Annotated in this window: 8 protein-coding genes; 5 read left to right on the plus strand and 3 right to left on the minus strand. The window is 47.4% G+C overall.

The annotated features are described in order from the left end of the window. Positions 1 to 237: 237 nt before the first annotated feature. Positions 238 to 987: a hypothetical protein gene (locus ACOJUO_RS21850; protein ID WP_422138143.1), complete on the plus strand. Its 750-nt coding sequence runs from the start codon at positions 238 to 240 to the stop codon at positions 985 to 987. A gap of 89 nt (positions 988 to 1,076) precedes the next feature. Here the strand turns inward: ACOJUO_RS21850 and uvrB are convergent, their stop codons facing one another. After that, positions 1,077 to 3,083, minus strand: coding sequence for an excinuclease ABC subunit UvrB (gene uvrB / locus ACOJUO_RS21855; protein WP_422134018.1), 2,007 nt, complete (start codon positions 3,081 to 3,083; stop codon positions 1,077 to 1,079). A gap of 356 nt (positions 3,084 to 3,439) precedes the next feature. Between uvrB and ACOJUO_RS21860 the strand changes: the two genes are divergently transcribed. Together ACOJUO_RS21860 and ACOJUO_RS21865 are read left to right on the plus strand one after the other, a co-directional pair. Continuing rightward, positions 3,440 to 4,588, plus strand: a complete 1,149-nt coding sequence (locus ACOJUO_RS21860) for a pyridoxal phosphate-dependent aminotransferase (RefSeq protein WP_422140089.1) — start codon at positions 3,440 to 3,442, stop codon at positions 4,586 to 4,588. Positions 4,589 to 4,875: 287 nt separating this feature from the next. Then, positions 4,876 to 5,532: a DMT family transporter gene (locus ACOJUO_RS21865; RefSeq protein WP_422138144.1), complete on the plus strand. Its 657-nt coding sequence runs from the start codon at positions 4,876 to 4,878 to the stop codon at positions 5,530 to 5,532. Between the two features lie 27 nt (positions 5,533 to 5,559). On the opposite strand, the gene ACOJUO_RS21870 is transcribed toward ACOJUO_RS21865, so the two are convergent. Further along, the gene (locus ACOJUO_RS21870; protein ID WP_422138145.1) at positions 5,560 to 7,140 is read right to left on the minus strand and encodes a hypothetical protein; all 1,581 of its coding nucleotides are present in this window, start codon (positions 7,138 to 7,140) and stop codon (positions 5,560 to 5,562) included. A gap of 395 nt (positions 7,141 to 7,535) precedes the next feature. Between ACOJUO_RS21870 and ACOJUO_RS21875 the strand changes: the two genes are divergently transcribed. Beyond that, the gene (locus ACOJUO_RS21875; protein WP_422134021.1) at positions 7,536 to 9,140 is read left to right on the plus strand and encodes a peptide ABC transporter substrate-binding protein; all 1,605 of its coding nucleotides are present in this window, start codon (positions 7,536 to 7,538) and stop codon (positions 9,138 to 9,140) included. A 118-nt stretch (positions 9,141 to 9,258) separates the two neighbouring features. After that, positions 9,259 to 10,305, plus strand: a complete 1,047-nt coding sequence (locus ACOJUO_RS21880) for a hypothetical protein (RefSeq protein ID WP_422134022.1) — start codon at positions 9,259 to 9,261, stop codon at positions 10,303 to 10,305. Between the two features lie 47 nt (positions 10,306 to 10,352). Here ACOJUO_RS21880 and ACOJUO_RS21885 read toward each other — a convergent pair whose 3' ends face one another. Further along, on the minus strand, positions 10,353 to 16,739 hold the full coding sequence (locus ACOJUO_RS21885) for a hypothetical protein (RefSeq protein ID WP_422138146.1): 6,387 nt from the start codon (positions 16,737 to 16,739) through the stop codon (positions 10,353 to 10,355). Positions 16,740 to 16,813: the final 74 nt, after the last annotated feature.

Consider the following 16,813-nt stretch of genomic DNA (forward strand, 5'->3'; position numbering starts at 1 on the left):
ATCAGTCCAGATTTCTGTGCAAAAAACGTTCATTTTTTTGCCCTTTTACCGCCAGCAGGCAGTCGGCAATTTTTTTGAGGCGTCCCTTCGCATCATTCCCTGACCTGGTACTTTTGAACTATTTCTCATTTTTCAAGTCAAAGTATTATGTAGGTGAACTAATCATCCCTTCAGAAAAATTAATTTTTATCCAGAAGGATATATTTTCGTATCAATTAACTGATTTAGGAGAGAAACATGTTACTAATTAATAAAAAACTTCGTTTAAAAACCGCCTTCTTATTTCTTTTTGTTTTTTCTTCAAGCATCGGTGCTATTAAAGCACAAGCATTTGACATTGAGGAAGAGAAAAGAAAAGCTCAAGCAAGTGGTTTTTTAGTCAAGGCTACTATCTTTCAGAGCACCACTACCACAGTGACGGAAAGCAAATCGGTTAATGGAAAACTAAAGAGCTTTAAACAAATAAAAAGTCACTCACACAATAGTAAGATCATTTCTGTAATCAATAGACCACAGAGCCTGACTCGTCATGATTTTTATGCCGGGGCTGGTCTATTGACTATCAGCTCTGACATTAAAAGTGGAAGTAATGAAATCAAGATTTCTTTGATGGGTGCTGACAAGGGGCAATATGTAACCTTGACACTTTTCAATCAGCCACACTATTTCCAGATAACTCAGACTGCATTTTCAAATCAGAAAAAAAGTACCAACAGCATCATCCCAATCAACAGAGGTGCAAGTGCCATTCACGGTAAAGCTCATTTAAGCTGGTCTGTCAGTGGCGCTACTAAACGATTCAATGTATATGTTGGTAATATTCAGCTGGCCAGCTTTGATACCCCCAACTTCCCGGTAAAAGAAGTATTTATAGATAATGGTGGTGAGACGGTCAGAGCTGAATTACAAACTGTTTCAAACCACAATGGTCAACTGCTCGTTACAATGGATATGGCTGAGGCTTTTTCTCACAATTTTATCCATTAATACCCGTCGCACCGGGCTTAATACCGGTGCGTCAGAACGCTGATCCCCACAGACAATCGCTGCTGGGCTGGCTTAGGAAGAGAGTCAAATCATTTCAATACCCGATCCCTGAGCCTGGCCACCTGATCACGGACAGCTGCCGCTTCTTCAAACTCCAGATTGCGGGCATGTTCCATCATCTTGTTTTCCAGCTTACTGATCTCTTTAGCCAGTTCCTGAGCCGACATCTCATGGTGATAGTCCGCTTTCGGCTCAGCAACCTTGCGACTGGGCTGCCCTTTCTTCTTGCCGGGAATGACTGCGCCTTCAAGAATATCCGCAACCGATTTATGGACACTCTTCGGGGTAATCCCGTGCTCTTCGTTGTAGGCAAGCTGTTTTTTTCGGCGACGTTCGGTTTCATCAATCGCCCGCTGCATTGAGCCCGTGATTTTGTCGGCGTAGAGAATAGCCTTACCATTAATATTACGGGCTGCACGACCAATGGTCTGAATCAGAGAGCGATCAGAACGCAGGAAACCTTCCTTGTCGGCATCAAGAATAGCCACCAACGAAACTTCCGGCATATCGAGACCTTCTCTCAACAGGTTAATGCCTACCAGCACGTCAAACGTCCCGATCCGCAGATCACGAATGATCTCAACCCGCTCTACTGTATCGATACCAGAATGCAAATAGCGACAGCGAACACCGTTTTCATGGAGATAATCGGTTAAATCTTCCGCCATGCGCTTGGTCAGGGTCGTTACCAGAACCCTGTCGCCTTTAGCCACGGTTTTATTAAGCTCAGTCAACAGATCATCCACCTGGGTCGTGGCAGGACGAACTTCAATCTCCGGATCAACCAGCCCGGTGGGTCGAACCACCTGATCCACTATCTGTCCCTGATGTTCTGCTTCATAAGGACCGGGAGTCGCGGAAACAAAAATAGTTTGCGGGCGTCGTCCTTCCCACTCTTCAAACTTCAGGGGCCGGTTATCCAGCGCAGAAGGCAGTCTGAAGCCATACTCCACAAGGGTCTCCTTACGAGAACGGTCGCCTTTGTACATCCCACCCACCTGGGGCACCGTGACGTGTGATTCGTCAATCACACACAAGGCATTGTCAGGAATATAATCAAACAGTGTCGGTGGTGCTTCGCCGGGTTGAGTGCCTGAGAGATAGCGGGAATAGTTTTCGATACCCGTGCAGTAGCCCAGCTCCAGCATCATTTCCACATCGTACTTGACCCTCTGCTCCAGACGCTGTGCTTCCACCAGCTTATTGTTATTTCTGAGCACTTCCAGACGTTCAACCATTTCGTCTTTGATAGCTTCTGTGGCTTCAATGATGGTCTGACGAGGTGTGACATAGTGAGTCTTGGGGTAAATAGTCACCCGGGGCAGTTTTCTGAGCACTTCGCCGGTCAGAGGATCAAATTCACTGATTTCCTCCACCTCTTCATCAAACAGCTCCAGCCTGATGGCTTCTTTTTCAGATTCTGCCGGGAAGATATCAATGACATCACCACGAACACGATAAGTAGCCCTTTTCAATTCTGTATCGTTGCGGGTATATTGCAGCTCGGCCAACCTGCGCAAAACCTCCCGCTGGTCAATCATTTCACCCCGGGAAATATGCAACATCATCTTCAGGTAAGATTTGGGATCACCCAGACCGTAAATCGCTGAAACCGTCGCAACAATAATGGCATCTTCCCTTTCCATCAACGCTTTAGTGGCCGAAAGTCTCATCTGCTCAATGTGCTCATTGACCGAGGCATCTTTCTCGATAAAGGTGTCCGAACTGGGCACGTATGCTTCAGGCTGGTAATAATCGTAGTAGGAAACAAAATACTCAACCGCATTGCCAGGGAAAAACTCCTTGAACTCGCCATACAGCTGGGCAGCCAAAGTCTTGTTATGGGCCATAACAATAGCGGGTCTTTGCAGCTTTTCAATGACATTGGCAATGGTGAAGGTTTTCCCTGAACCGGTCACCCCCAGCAATGTCTGGCAGGCCAGTCCCGAATGAATGCCGGACAGCAGCTTTTCAATGGCTTCAGGCTGATCTCCGGAAGGCTGAAATTTTGATGATACCTTGAATGTCTTTCCCATACGTATCCACTGGCAGAAGCGCTTAAATTATTTGTTGATTATAAACAGCCCAGGACAGGAAATGCAGCCAGAGAACACTGCGCTTAATCAGGAAAAGCAGCCACCATCGGTGTGTCGCAAAAATGTAACCAGACTTCCGTTTTCAGATGGCGCAGTGAAGAGGGCTTGTGTATGATGCGCATTGCTGATGCGTGATTCCCTGACAAGTCAGCTTGTCAACCTTATAAGATTCGCACCGGAATCAGTATCAGTCAGGACACTGGCTGAGCATTGCGCCAGATTGTCTGACTTTATACGGGTTTGAAAAACGATTAACGAGGAACATCGTGACTGGTCAACCTTCCCACCGCGTTCAGATGGTCAAACCATCACCTACCATGGCAGTCACTGCCCGAGCCGCTGAACTTCGCGCCGCCGGACACGACATTATTGGCCTGGGTGCCGGTGAACCCGACTTCGATACCCCTGATCACATCAAGGCTGCTGCGATCAGGGCCATTAACGAAGGAAAAACCAAGTACACTGCCGTTGACGGTACTGTAGAACTGAAACAGGCCATTATCGATAAGTTCAGGCGCGACAATGGTCACGAATATGCGCCAGACCAGATTCTGGTTTCCTCCGGTGGTAAACAGAGCTTCTTCAATCTCTGTCTGGCACTGATCAATAAGGGTGATGAGGTCGTTATTCCTGCCCCTTACTGGGTTTCCTACCCGGATATGGTCACTATTGCTGAAGGTGTCCCGGTGATCGTCAAGGGCAACCTTGAGAACCGTTTCAAACTGACTCCGGAACTTCTGGAATCGGCCATTACAACAAAAACCAGGCTGGTAGTTCTGAACAGCCCCTCCAACCCGTCCGGTACAGCCTACACCCGCAAAGAGCTGGAAGGTCTGGCCGCTGTTCTGCTGAAACACCCCCATGTTATGGTGGCTACTGATGATATGTACGAGCACATCCTCTGGAGTGATGAGCCTTTCTGCAACATCCTGATGGCCTGCCCGGAACTGTACGACAGAACAATTGTTCTGAACGGTGTATCCAAGGCTTACTCCATGACCGGATGGCGTATTGGTTATGCCGGTGGACCCGCCTGGCTGATCAAAAACATGAAAAAGATTCAGTCACAGAGTACCTCCAACCCCTGCTCTGTTGCCCAGGCTGCGGCGACTGAAGCTCTGGCCGGTTCACAGGAGTGTGTAAAAGAGATGCTAGTCTCTTTCAAAAAGCGTCATGACTATGTCGTAGGTCGTCTGAAGAAGCTGCCTGGTGTTACCACCATTGAAAGCGACGGTACTTTCTATACCTTCCCTGATTTCAGCGAAGCCATGCAGAAGCTGGGCTTTGAAAAAGACACCCAACTGGCAGAGATGCTCCTGGAAAAAGGCGTTGCCCTGGTACCGGGCTCAGCCTTTGGCATGGAAGGCTGTATGCGTCTATCCTACGCCACCAGTGATGAAGCCCTGGAAAAAGCCCTGGATCGAATGGAAGCAGCACTCAGTTGATCTTTCTCGTCATCCCAGCCAGCATTCTTTCCGAATGCTGGTCGTAGAATTACCTTTCGCTGCAATTACCTCTTGAAATGAAAACCATTTGGTTAACGAGCCTGGCCCTCATAGCATTCGCGGGAAATTCCATTCTGTGCAGATTGGCTTTGGGTGATAACGAGATTGACGCCGTTAGCTTTACGTGGATTCGATTACTTAGCGGCGTTTTGGTATTGCTGCTGATACTCAAGTTATCCCGATTCAATTGCGTTTCAACATCAAAAGGGAGCTGGAAAGCTTCCTTCATGTTATTTCTTTACGCCATCGCTTTTTCTTTTGCCTACCTCTCTCTGAATACGGGAACAGGGGCATTAATCTTGTTCGCTTCGGTACAAATTACGATTATTGTTGCTGAGCTTGTTACAGGAAAAAAACTTTTACCTGTTGAGTGGTTGGGTGCTTTTATTGCATTTCTGGGTTTTGTTTATCTGGTAATACCCGGTTTGTCCACGCCGTCACTGACGGGATTTATCCTGATGACTGTCTCCGGCGTAGCCTGGGGCTTCTATACGCTTGCTGGCAGGGGCTCACAAAATCCGCTGGGAGACACCACTTATAATTTTGTTCGTACGCTACCATTTGTATTGATTTTGGGGCTTGTATCCATTCAGGACAGCCGCTTGTCCACCGAAGGTGTCATATTGGCAGTGGTATCTGGTGGCGTCACATCGGGGATTGGTTACATGATCTGGTATATCGCGCTGGCGGGGCTTTCTGGCACACAATCGGCTGTCGTGCAATTGCTCGTTCCTGTTATTGCCGCAATAGGAGGTGTGTTGTTTACCAACGAGACCTTATCTATGAGACTTGTTCTGTCTTCACTGATGATACTTGGCGGTATCTTGACCTTGATTTCAGGAAAACACTTTTTTGTTCAGCGAGCCAAAAACCAAACAAAGTAGCAGTGAAAACTCAATCACTTTTGATCGTTATTTCTTCACTTTACTTTTTTGGGAACCCTGGTCGACGTGCTGGTTCATATCAACAGTCTTGTGTTTTCGATGTGCCCTTTTGTGGTCCAACAGGGCTTTTGTATTCTTGCAGATCTTTCCGCATGGCCAACGCTGACCACCCTCTCCGACCACTGTGTAGTAACAGGTTTGTTGCCCGCTGTGGTCAATTCTCTTGTGATCCGTCAGGGCTCCAGCATTCCTGCAGACCTTTGCACATGATTGCTGCTGGCCATTCTCACCGATCACGGTTACGTCACAGGTTCGTTTTCCACTGTGGATTTTGCTTCTGTGAGACCTCAGAGCCTGAGGATTCTTGCCGACAAACGCGCATGACCGCTTCTGGCCATCTTCCGAGACCACAATCAGGTCACAGCTTGCTTGCTTGGTGTGTCCATTTCTTTTGTGGATCATCAGGTCTTGGGCATTCTTGCAGACTGCCCCACATGGCCGCTGCTGGCTACCCTCCCCGGTCACCATCAAGTCACAGGTTTTTTGCCCGGTGTGGAATTTGTATTTGTGCGTCGCAAAAGATCGATTGTTCTTGAAGACTTTCTCGCAAGGCCGCAGCTGGCCACCCTTCCCGAGTATGGTCAATTTACAGATTCGTTGATTGCCATGGACTCTGGCTTTGTGAACCGACAGGGCTCCGGCATTCTTGAAGAAGGTTCCACATGGCTGCGACTGGTTATCCTCCCCGATCACCATCACGTCACAGGTTTTTTCCCCGGTATGGCATTTGCTTTTGTGACACGATAGTCTTTTTTCGTTTTTACAGACCTTCCCGCATTGTCGCAGATGACCATCCTTTTCGAAGACTATCACATTGCAGGCTAATCGCCCGGCAGTAGTGTTTATAGCGTCTGTCACTGTAGCTATTGAGGCTGAGGCGACCCCGTCCAGAGAGTTACATCGATAACAATGTCTCCTTGCCAAATGGTGGGAGAAGCTTTTTTCGGATGTTTTACCCGTTTTGTCTGTAGAACTTTCTTCACAATTCTGCACTTTACCATCGGTTGAACCGGAAGATTGTCTAAATCGACAAACGCCATTACAGGGGTGGACGAAACAATTTAAGCCCAAAGTATGTGAGTGTTGTTGTGGCTCTTCGTTACCTTTGCCAGAGTCAGAGTAGAGCAAATGGGTTAAATAGCCCAAAGGTTGGGTAGTGAACTGTATTGCCTGGTGGCCGGATGATTCTGGAGGTTGCCCCTGTGGTTGGTCCTGTTCAGAACCTGGCACCGTAATGCTGACCGCAAACGGGTGATTTTGAGACACTTCTTGTTGTTCAATCGGGTTAAACAGAGGTGAATCCCGGTTCCAAGAGCTTTTTAAAAGCCAGCCAACGGCGATAGCTGCTTCTAGAGAATAGGGGATGGCGCTTAGAGGCTTGTCTTTGGGTGTCAGGATCAGTTCATAAGCAACCAGCAGATTCCTGACGTAAGGCCATTGCAAGGAGGTCGACTCAATGGGAGGCGTTTCCATCTCGTAACTGTCAGGTCTATCAAGCTCGACAATAAAACCCCCGTTCAACGGTTTGGCCAGGCAGATGACAGACAACGACAATAACAGCAGTATTGCAAAACGGAAGTGTTTAATAATTTTATCCTTGCCTTCTGATTTCCAGAGAGGAAGGATAGATCAATATAGAAGTCTGCCCAGTGGTTGAGCCTAGCAGCCTGTCGGACTTAAGACTGTCCTACTGCGGTTGCAATAAATTGGTCTAAAAATCCCTGTTTCTTCGTCAAATAGCTCGCTATTCTCCTCAGAAACAGAGATTTTTATCCTCAATTTCTTGCAATCCTCACTACGGACGCTTAAGTCCGACAGGCTGCTAGCCATCAAAAAAGCCTTTACCATGGAAAACCAGACGCATCTTACTGACTTTTTTCGGCAGAAGCTTTATGAATAAGCTATACAGAAGATTCGTGTAGTTTTTTGATCTGACCTCCTAAATGTCCTTTATATTCAAGCCCCTTACATTCAGGGTTCGTGGCTGGCTGCGTAGAACTCTCCTTGCCCTGCCCTGCTTCCTGTTGGCCTTCACTGCTTCCATGCAGGTTTTCTCTTTGCCCCTTGAGAGGGGTCTGCTGGCCAACCCAAAATCCCTGCACCCCCACTATTTTGGCGGCTCACCCAACGCCCAGGTGCTCAAGGATGTTTTTGAAGGGTTAATGGTGCAGAACAAAAACGGTGAACCCGTGCCCGGAGTGGCCAGCGATGTTGAACGCGCCCCTGACGGCACCCGATATACCTTTATCATCAGAAAAAATCTGAAATGGTCAGATGGCAGTGCCCTCACGGCTGAAGACTTTGCCCGCAGCTTCAGGGCACTGGCCGATCCTGAACGTCGAGCCACCTACCGCTGGTACTTGAAAGTCGCTAAAATAAAAGGAGCCGAGCAGGCTCTGAATGGCGATCTTGATGCCCTGGCGGTGAAGGCATACGACGATAAAGTCATTATCGAACTGGATCAGCCCACTCCTTATTTTCTGGACCTGATGACCTTTCCCAGCTTTCTGCCTGTCCATAAGAGTAATCTCAAGGGCGATACCTCAACCATTCCGGTCACCAACGGTCCCTTCAAAATTCGTCAAGTGATCCCTGAAACCCGTATAGAATTAAGCAGCAACCCCCATTATTTCCGTCATCTGGATACTGACCTGCAACGGGTCAATTACCAGATTATTCCATCCGTCCATCGTCAAATAGAACAATTTGAGAATCACGTACTGGATGTAACGGCTCAATTGCCAGCGCTGCATATTCAGGAATTGAAGAAAAAGCACCCTGTGTCTGTGTTTGAAGATCAGGTTCTTGCCACCGCCAGCCTGATGGTCAGCCCGAAGGTAACGGTCCTGCATAATTTAAAAGCAAGGCAGGCTCTATCGATGGCTATTGACAGGAATGCGCTGGTCAAGAAGATATACCCCCACAGTCATACCACACCAGCGTGCAGTTTTGTGCCTCCCCATACCCGGGGCTTCAACCCGGACCCGGCTAACTGCAAAAGACTGCTCGATAATCCGGATCGCAGGGAACAGGCCATCAAGTTACTGGCTGAATCAGGCATTAAAGGGAGTGATATAAAACTAACTGTATTATCAAGCCCAAGGTACGATTCTCTGGATATTCTGCCAGAGATCTGCCACCAGATTAACAGCACTCTGGGCACATCCCTGAGCAGTAAGAGTGAGGAATGGGGTAGTTACCTCGAGCATATATCCAAAGGAGACTACGAGCTGGCATGGTTTGAGTGGTTAGCTGACTACAATGATGCCACGGCGTTCCTGATTCCTCTAACCGAAAGTCAATTCTTTGGCCCCTTCAGGGATCCAGCCTATCTCAGGGAACTTTCCCTGGCTGCAAGCAAGAAAACCACTGTAGCCCGTTTACCGAACTATCAGAATGCCGAAGCTATTCTGGCCAGAGAATTACCACTGATTCCTGTCCTCCACCCTTCCCGGATAACACTCGTCAATCCTGATATTGGTGGCTTCTACGCCTCCAATCCGGAAGGCTGGGTTCAAAGCTGGCACCTGTACCGAATACTTGACTGACCCGCCGAGAAAAAGCAGTGTTACCAGACTTTGAATACGCCCCCTATACTGAGGAAAGACACTCTGCTTTGAGAGCTGAGTTGAAAAGTTTCACAACAGGCATAAGAATCAGATCATCATGGATAGATCCAGACTCGATACACAAGCGACTCAATTCAAGCCTATTTCTGAAAAACAGTTCGATAAGTCTCAGAAAACAGGTGTGTTTGGCCGGTGGAAAGTCAAAATTTCCAAGTCCATGGGCAAATATTCCCCCCAAAAAGCCACTCTTAAAAACGATGCCCCTGTGAAACTCGAGCAGCGGGAAATCAAAAAACTGGCCATGAACAGTAAACCGCCCACAGAACCCAGAGTTCTCAGATCTATGGCCATTGATGCTCAGTTGGCCGCTTATCCCTACCACCGATCGCTTGAGAAAATCAGCGAAGCCGGAGATATTCACAAACCAGAGAAAGAGGATTTTGCCGCTCAATGGCAACCTTCTGAGGATATCGCAAAACTGATTTCCGATGAGACAGGAGTGACCCTCAGCACCAAGGAACCCGGATTCCTGTATGACAAGAAAACAGGACTCACGGCTTACGTTCTTACCAATCCTGAACGTAAGGAAGTCCGTCTGGTGTTTGGCGGCACGACATCGGGACTGGCAGCAGGAGGGCTAATCGAACGTTCGAGAAAAAACATGCAGTTTTCAGGCAAGCAATGGCAAGCCAATCTCAAGAATCTCACGGGAAAAGGCATCCCTGACAGCTATAAACAAGCCAAAGCCCTGACCGCCAGTCTTATGAAAAATCTGCCTGCAACGCCTGAAGGCGAGCCTTTTTCTCTGAAACTCAATGGCCATTCCAAAGGAGGAGCCGAAGCAAGCTATGCAGCACTCTCCATGGTGCCTCCAGTCGAAGCGGTTTGCTTCTCAAGTGCGGAGCTGAGTCGTGCAGCTTTATCAGACATTCCCAGAGAAAATCTGGCCAGCGCCCACGAGAAGGTAACCCATTATAAGGTCAGCAAAGACCCGGTGACGCTTGCCGGAAAGTTTATCAGCGGTTTGTCCCATACCGGCAAAGTCATCACGCTTCCAGCCAAACATGCTTATGATTCGTTTCTGGATCGGCATGATAAGTTCACAAAACATATTGAGCATTACGCCAAAAATGAGTCCCACTGAACCTTTACGTTTGATTGAGAGGGCTTTTAAAACCCTCTCAATCAAACTTACAGCTCAGGTTCCATTATCGGATTTTCAATCAAAGGGAATTGATCACCTTCGCTTTCGCCCAAATTCATTTCAGGATCTTTCGTCAAACCTGTTTTCATTTCTACGCCTTCGGATGGCGAAAAACTGACTGCATCATCCTCACTTAAACTGCCCCATTTGCGTTGGTTACACCATGCAAGCACTTTTGCAGTGGCAGCCAGTGCAAGGGTTTTGGGTAAGATAAAGAACGACCAGGCTCTCCCATGTCCAGGCAGATTGGTAAGACCATAGAGACCACACCCGCCGTATACAGCAGCTGCACCGACAGCGAACCCTATGCCGACCCATTGGCCCGTGCTCAGACCATTGTGTGAAGGTGTCGGAGACCCTCTCAAGGCCTGAATATTGGGCAAAGCGCTACAGTTACCCTCTGCAAACTCAAGAATATCAGAAGGTATTTCATCGAGGTTAACGGAGAAGCAACGGTTACTGTACACCTGAACCAGGCCATCAATTCTGGCAGGCTCTTTAGCCAGTCTGGCAACCGTGACATCAATGGTTTTCTTCTCGTCAATAGCTGAACCCATGGCAATGTTGTCAGCGACAAAAGCATAGATATCGTCATTATTATTTGGCAGTACAACACTGATGTTCACCGAAACAGACTCGGTCTCCTGAACATTCTTACGAACTTTCAGGATTCTGTAGTGACGGACATCAATAGCAGCCGGTGCAGACTCGCCAGAATTTGAGTCTGTAAAGCGGTTACCGGAAATATCCATCTTCTGGACTTCTTCCAGGCAATTTTTACAATCGGCATAAATGGCGGCCTTTGTCAGACCTCCGGAAAAAAACGTACTGCCAGTAATTATCACATCACCTGATGAGTCCCGTACCTCAATATAATGGGAAGGCGCTTTTTCGTTTTCCCTGATGGCGTTATATTGAAACTCATCACCGCTCATCACGAGTTTTCCACGATAGTGGACGGCCTTGATTGCCGTGCTGATGGGGTTGCTCCGGATACTGTCTGAAGCGGAAATATCCCAGGTTATGCCTTTGCTGAAGAAACCCAAACCCGTACTGGCATAATCGAGCAGAACCAGCGATTCTGCCTCGGCAGGATAATCAACGGCTTGCTTAATAACCGTATTGCCAATACCGACCAGTGCCACAGGCCGAACCACACGAAGCTGCTCGTACAGTTCATAGCTGCCTGCCTGAAGTAAAATAACCTTGCCAGACTCCGACGTCATGTCTACTTCGTGAAGCAGTTCCCAAGTATTTTTTACAATCACCACTTCAGAAAACGTAGTCCTTATATTCATTTCCTCAAGCTCGTTCAGAAGTTGCTGGCAGAGCTGAGCTTTGTCTGAATCGGTCAGCTGATCACATGGGCTACTGGGTGGTGGTAGAGATGACGGTGCCGATCCTGATGTGACGGATGATACGACAGTGGTCTGAATCCGGGTCGGCACGATAGACGATGGCGCTGAACGGATCTTTCCGCCCGGACTTGGCTCTGAAGTTCCGTAGCCGTTCATTGCAACGGTCGCTGCTGGCAAAGAGGGCGTTACAGTGGACTTGGAGCGTGCCGACCTTTCAGTAGCTTCCTCCAGAGGGGTGTAGCGATAATTCTTCTCGTCAAAATCCAGAATCTTCAATTTATAGTAGTCGTTTCCGGTTACTTTTACGTAACCCGATAAGTTGGGCTTTTCATCAAATGATTTCTTGTGGACTTGTAGCTGAATGATTCTTTCTTCTTGCGATGCGTCTGCATGTGCTCTGTTGTTTCTTATGACGGCACTTCGAATGCGCTGGTTATTTTCATATCTAACTTTTATCGCAACTGCAGCACTGCTGTATTTTTGTATGTTATTGTGAATTTTCAGCTGTTGGTAATCAGCTAGTTTAATAGCATCTGGCCTCTCATCAAATCCATAGGAATTTCTGAACTCATTTGCGTCAACCTCGATAGCTGCCAGGGAGTTTAGCCTGGCAGTGGATTCAATCATACTAGACAACACTGTCGTATAAAATACATTGTGACCAATGTAGTACCCATAACCCGTATTATCGTCCAGCAATACAGCGTGCCAAGGCCAGGCCATCCTGTCGTGCCGGTCACTGAAGCGATTCTGGTAAATCCGTATATCTCCGTTGTAACCTTCTGCGAAGATGTGGGATTGAAATTTAGAATCGAGTTCCCAGGTATCGGGCCGACTGGTTCTCCACTCCAGGTTCCAACTGTAAAAGCCGGTATCCAGAGGATCAGAAACAGCCTTAAGGTAAAGCAGTGAACGATCGGGACCTTCGCTGCCACTGAAGTCGCGTGCCGCTGTGATAACAGGCAATCGGCCGTCTTCACTTTTTAAGGCGACCATGGCAACCCGGTGGTTGGCACTCAGAGCTTTTGACAGTTCATAGGTATCCGGCTCCAATAGAATAATTCTACCGCTAACAGGTCTGCCATCATCACCGGTCGTTTTATTGATGGCGTCGATCAATTCCGGAGTAGTGCTAACCACAATGGCGTGAGAAAAGGCAGGCTTATTGGCAGTCGGCCCCGAGGCCAGTTCGTCTTGCAGAAATGCCTTACAAATTTCAAATGCGGTTGGATGATCCCGGATATCGTTACAGGGTTCCGTTTTTGCAGGCAGCGGGCGAACAGAGGCGGTGGCAGCTATCAGTGAACCGGTTGGCGTAATGGCATCAGGAGACACACTGACTGATGAGGCCGCTTTTACCGTCGATGACGCTGAAATTGTCTGTGAAGGCGCAATAACCTGTTTACCTGGGATGTAATCAATAAAACTCGGGGCAAGTCCGGATTCATCAAAGGTGTAATAATCATTTCCTAAAACATGAAGTTTTCCGGTAACCCTCAGATAATGATCGGCAAAGTGGGAAGACTGGAAGATAATTTTGCGCTGAAGCTCAGGAGCATCTTTATGAGCAATGTTATTCAACACGTAGCCATGCAAGCGTTTAACGTCGTAATGATCTCTTAAAAGAATGCTACCTGTTGCATCTTTGGTTTTCTGCTGGTTACCAGCGATCCGGAAGCGCATATAACCTAAAACGCACATCGATTTCGGCGGTTCTTTTCTATAGCTCTTTAGGAATTCCAAGGCGTCTGGGGATGGGGAGGTTTCGATGTAGAAATGGTTATTACTAACGTCAAGCGGAGGTTCTGCAGCCTGACAGACTTTACTTTGACAATTGGCGATAATAGTACACTCGGTTAAATAAGCGGTATCAAACCTGTTGTCTTCTATAAACGTACCACCAATAGCATCCACTAACTCGATATAAGAGTTGATATAACTCAATCTTGCTTCCGAGAATTTGTTTTCATAAATTCGGATATCCCCTTGATAGGAATTACTGTAGATAGCTCGTTTTTTTATTAACCCATAAAAAAATGAGTATATTGGAGTGCTAGAGATGTCCCAGTGAATATGGTGACTGAAAAAGCCGGTTTCAGCTACCTCTGGATCCTGGCGAAGATAAGCCAACAAACGGTATCCCCAGTCCTTAGTGGTTTTGATAGTAGGATATTCACCGTCTTTAAGGACTCCAACCAGAGCCACCTTGCGCGTAATATCCAAGAACCGGGTGAGTGGATAGGTTCCGCTTTTTAATACAACCAGTCTGCTGGCATCCGGATTGCCTTCCGGGAACTTACCGGTAACGGCTTCATCCAGTTCCCTGGCATTACTGACGACAACCGCCAGGGAAAAAGAGTGACCACCCGATGCTTTGTTATTGTTAAGAAAGGCTTTGCAGGCGTCAATTTCACTGGCCGTGACCTCTGCAGCTGATTGCATGCGATCACAGATTGCCTCAGAAGAACCTGTTGGAGTAACGGAATAGCTTGGCGACATTGCCCGGGTCGTTAAGGGTGTTGTGCTATTGGTAATATCCCGATGTGCTGGTGCAGACATTCCCGGGGCGGATGTCTGGACGACCTGCGAAGGCGACACCACGGGTTGAGTAGTGGATGATGCCCTGGCAGTCGTAGCTTCGACGGTCAATCCAGCCATCAGATTGTCCGGGTCAAAGAGTACATAACCGCTGTTTTGCGTCACAATCAGCGATCCGGTGACACGTGGGAGCCCTTCAAGCATGTAGGACTCGATTCTTATCATCCGCTGATTTCCCGGAGCACTTGTGCTCACGGTATTGTTGCGGATTACACCATTGACACCACTGGTATTATCTTTCAGAAAAACACTGATTTTGGCGGCAGCTTTGCTGTTTTCCTGTCGATTGTTTTCAATCTGGAATCGTTTGTAGCCCTTAAGTTCAATGCCGTGAGCAACTGAATAGGTCGTTGAAGCCTGATCACTGATAAAACGGTTTGAGACAACTTCCATTTTTGTACCGAGTTCAGAACAATCGGCACATTGGGCAGCAACCGCACAAAATTTAAGACGGGTGGTATCAAATGTATTATGCCCTATGTAAGCATCGTCGTTAAAATTATTCAGCATCAGGAAGTGGCGAATGTTGTTAGTGTCCAAATGATGCATAAAGTAGTTATCAAAAATCCTGATCTTGCCCGAATAAGACACCCCGCTGATTGTGCTGTCTTCAGAAACCGCTTCATGTATATGATAAATATCATCAATGCCGGTATCCCACTTGATATGAGCACTGTAAAAACCGGAGGATGGTTGTGAAGAACTGCTCCTCAAATCAACCAGCGATGACCTTTCACGGGACGTCAGGAGGATCTCGTTACTGGCTTTTATCTTGGGAAAAGAGTCACCGGATTTCTCACCAACCAAAGCCACTTTATGATTGGTGATTAATTGTCTGGGTAGCAGGTAGGTTCCTGCACGTAAGACAATAATGCTGCCTGTGAATCCGCTATCGTCAGGGTAATATCGCTCAACGGCGTTAAGCAGCTCCTCTGCGTTGCTTACCACGAAGGCGTGAGAGAAGTTTTTATCGCCGCCTGTTGCCAGCGAGTGACTGAGAAAGTCGTTACAGATCTTGAAGGCAGCAGCATCCCGACTCAAGTTGCCGCAGATTGGTAATGGAGAACCTCCGGCAGGAATCTTTTTTCCTCGCGTGAAGGCAATATAGGCGCCCTCTTCATCCTCGCGCTTAACGTCGAAATAGTCATTGTCAGAAATGGCCAGAAGACCCGTAACTTTGGAATTCTCCTCGCTTGTTTTTTTTGCTACTTGTAAATTGATTAAGCGATTGGACTCATCTGCGGCAGGATCAGCAATATTGTCTTCAATAGAGCCTTGTACACCGGGCTGGTTAAGTAACTCAACCAATATGGATGCGTTAGCCCGACGGCTCAGAGAAATATTATTATTGATCGTGAATTTTTTGTGATTAGCAAGATGAAAGGCATTCTTACTGACAGTGTTCGCACCATTTTTGCTCATTAATACATTGTTGGTAATAATGATTTCATTCTGGTCTCTACCGGAGGCACTTGCCTCTGAGAATACCGCTGAAAGTCTGATGTTACTGGTATTGAACTGGTTACTGTCGATCACTATTTTTTTGGCTGTATCACGCCTGTTCTCCAGATAAACAAGCTCACTGCCATGAAAGTTATTGTTCTTTTGTGTAAAAATGTTGTCATAAAGCCTGATTTCCCCCGGATAATTCTCCCCGAAAATGGTGCTGTAGTTGTTAGCATCGCCGTAATTCGAAATCACGTTGGTTTCCCAGTTTATAAATGCGCTGTAAAAGCCAGCTGAAGCCCCCTCTTTTGGCTGCTGCAAATAAACCAGACCGGTTGGATTACTCTCCGCCAAATCAACATTTGCAGTGATCATTACTCGGGTCCCGGCCGATTTAATACCCACCAAAGCCATTCTCTGAGCGGGCTTCAATGCTTTGGTAAGCTTATAAGTTCCGGGAGCCAGAACAATAATAGTGCCTCCGGGCCTGGCGCTTTCGACCGCACTGACAAGTTCACTGGCATTAGTGACAACCTGTGCCGTTTCAAAGGATTCCGTCTCTCCGGCCGCTGTTTCATTGTTGAAAAACCTGTTACAAGTCTCCAGGGCTAACTGATTACGGAATAAATCATCACAGGGATTGCTTCTGCTGAATACCGTTGTCGGGGCTATTGTAGTAGCTATTGTTGTGGCTATTGTTGTGGCTATTGTCGTAGCCGTAGCTGAAGTTCTGTTTGGTGACAGGCCAGTCGGAGTGTCTTTTGGAGGAGCAGTCGTGTCAGTCAGATTATCAGGTGAGGGAGCAGTCGTATCAGTCGGGGTGTCTGGTGGGGGCGTAGTCGTGTCTGGGGAAGCGCCACTGCCGACACTATAAGCGGAAAGAGACAGAGCGCAGAATGCCAGAAAAAAAACCGATAAAAAACATCGAATTTTGTACGACGGATAGCAAATAGTTGCACATGAACTTTTCATAATAATTAGTAAGCCATATCTATAAAAATTAATAAAAAACCAAACGCATCATCAATGACAGAATGTTTGAGTAA

The organism is Endozoicomonas sp. ALC020, from assembly GCF_049275935.1.
Taxonomy (GTDB): domain Bacteria; phylum Pseudomonadota; class Gammaproteobacteria; order Pseudomonadales; family Endozoicomonadaceae; genus Endozoicomonas_A.

What these genes read in the sequence shown, in the direction of transcription:
- ACOJUO_RS21860 (WP_422140089.1), top strand. Translation starts at nt 3,440, where the DNA reads ATGGTCAAACCATCACCTACCATGGCAGTCACTGCCCGAGCCGCTGAA.
- ACOJUO_RS21850 (WP_422138143.1), top strand. Translation starts at nt 238, where the DNA reads ATGTTACTAATTAATAAAAAACTTCGTTTAAAAACCGCCTTCTTATTT.
- ACOJUO_RS21880 (WP_422134022.1), top strand. Translation starts at nt 9,259, where the DNA reads ATGGATAGATCCAGACTCGATACACAAGCGACTCAATTCAAGCCTATT.
- ACOJUO_RS21865 (WP_422138144.1), top strand. Translation starts at nt 4,876, where the DNA reads ATGTTATTTCTTTACGCCATCGCTTTTTCTTTTGCCTACCTCTCTCTG.
- ACOJUO_RS21885 (WP_422138146.1), bottom strand. Translation starts at nt 16,739, where the DNA reads ATGAAAAGTTCATGTGCAACTATTTGCTATCCGTCGTACAAAATTCGA.
- ACOJUO_RS21875 (WP_422134021.1), top strand. Translation starts at nt 7,536, where the DNA reads ATGTCCTTTATATTCAAGCCCCTTACATTCAGGGTTCGTGGCTGGCTG.
- uvrB (WP_422134018.1), bottom strand. Translation starts at nt 3,083, where the DNA reads ATGGGAAAGACATTCAAGGTATCATCAAAATTTCAGCCTTCCGGAGAT.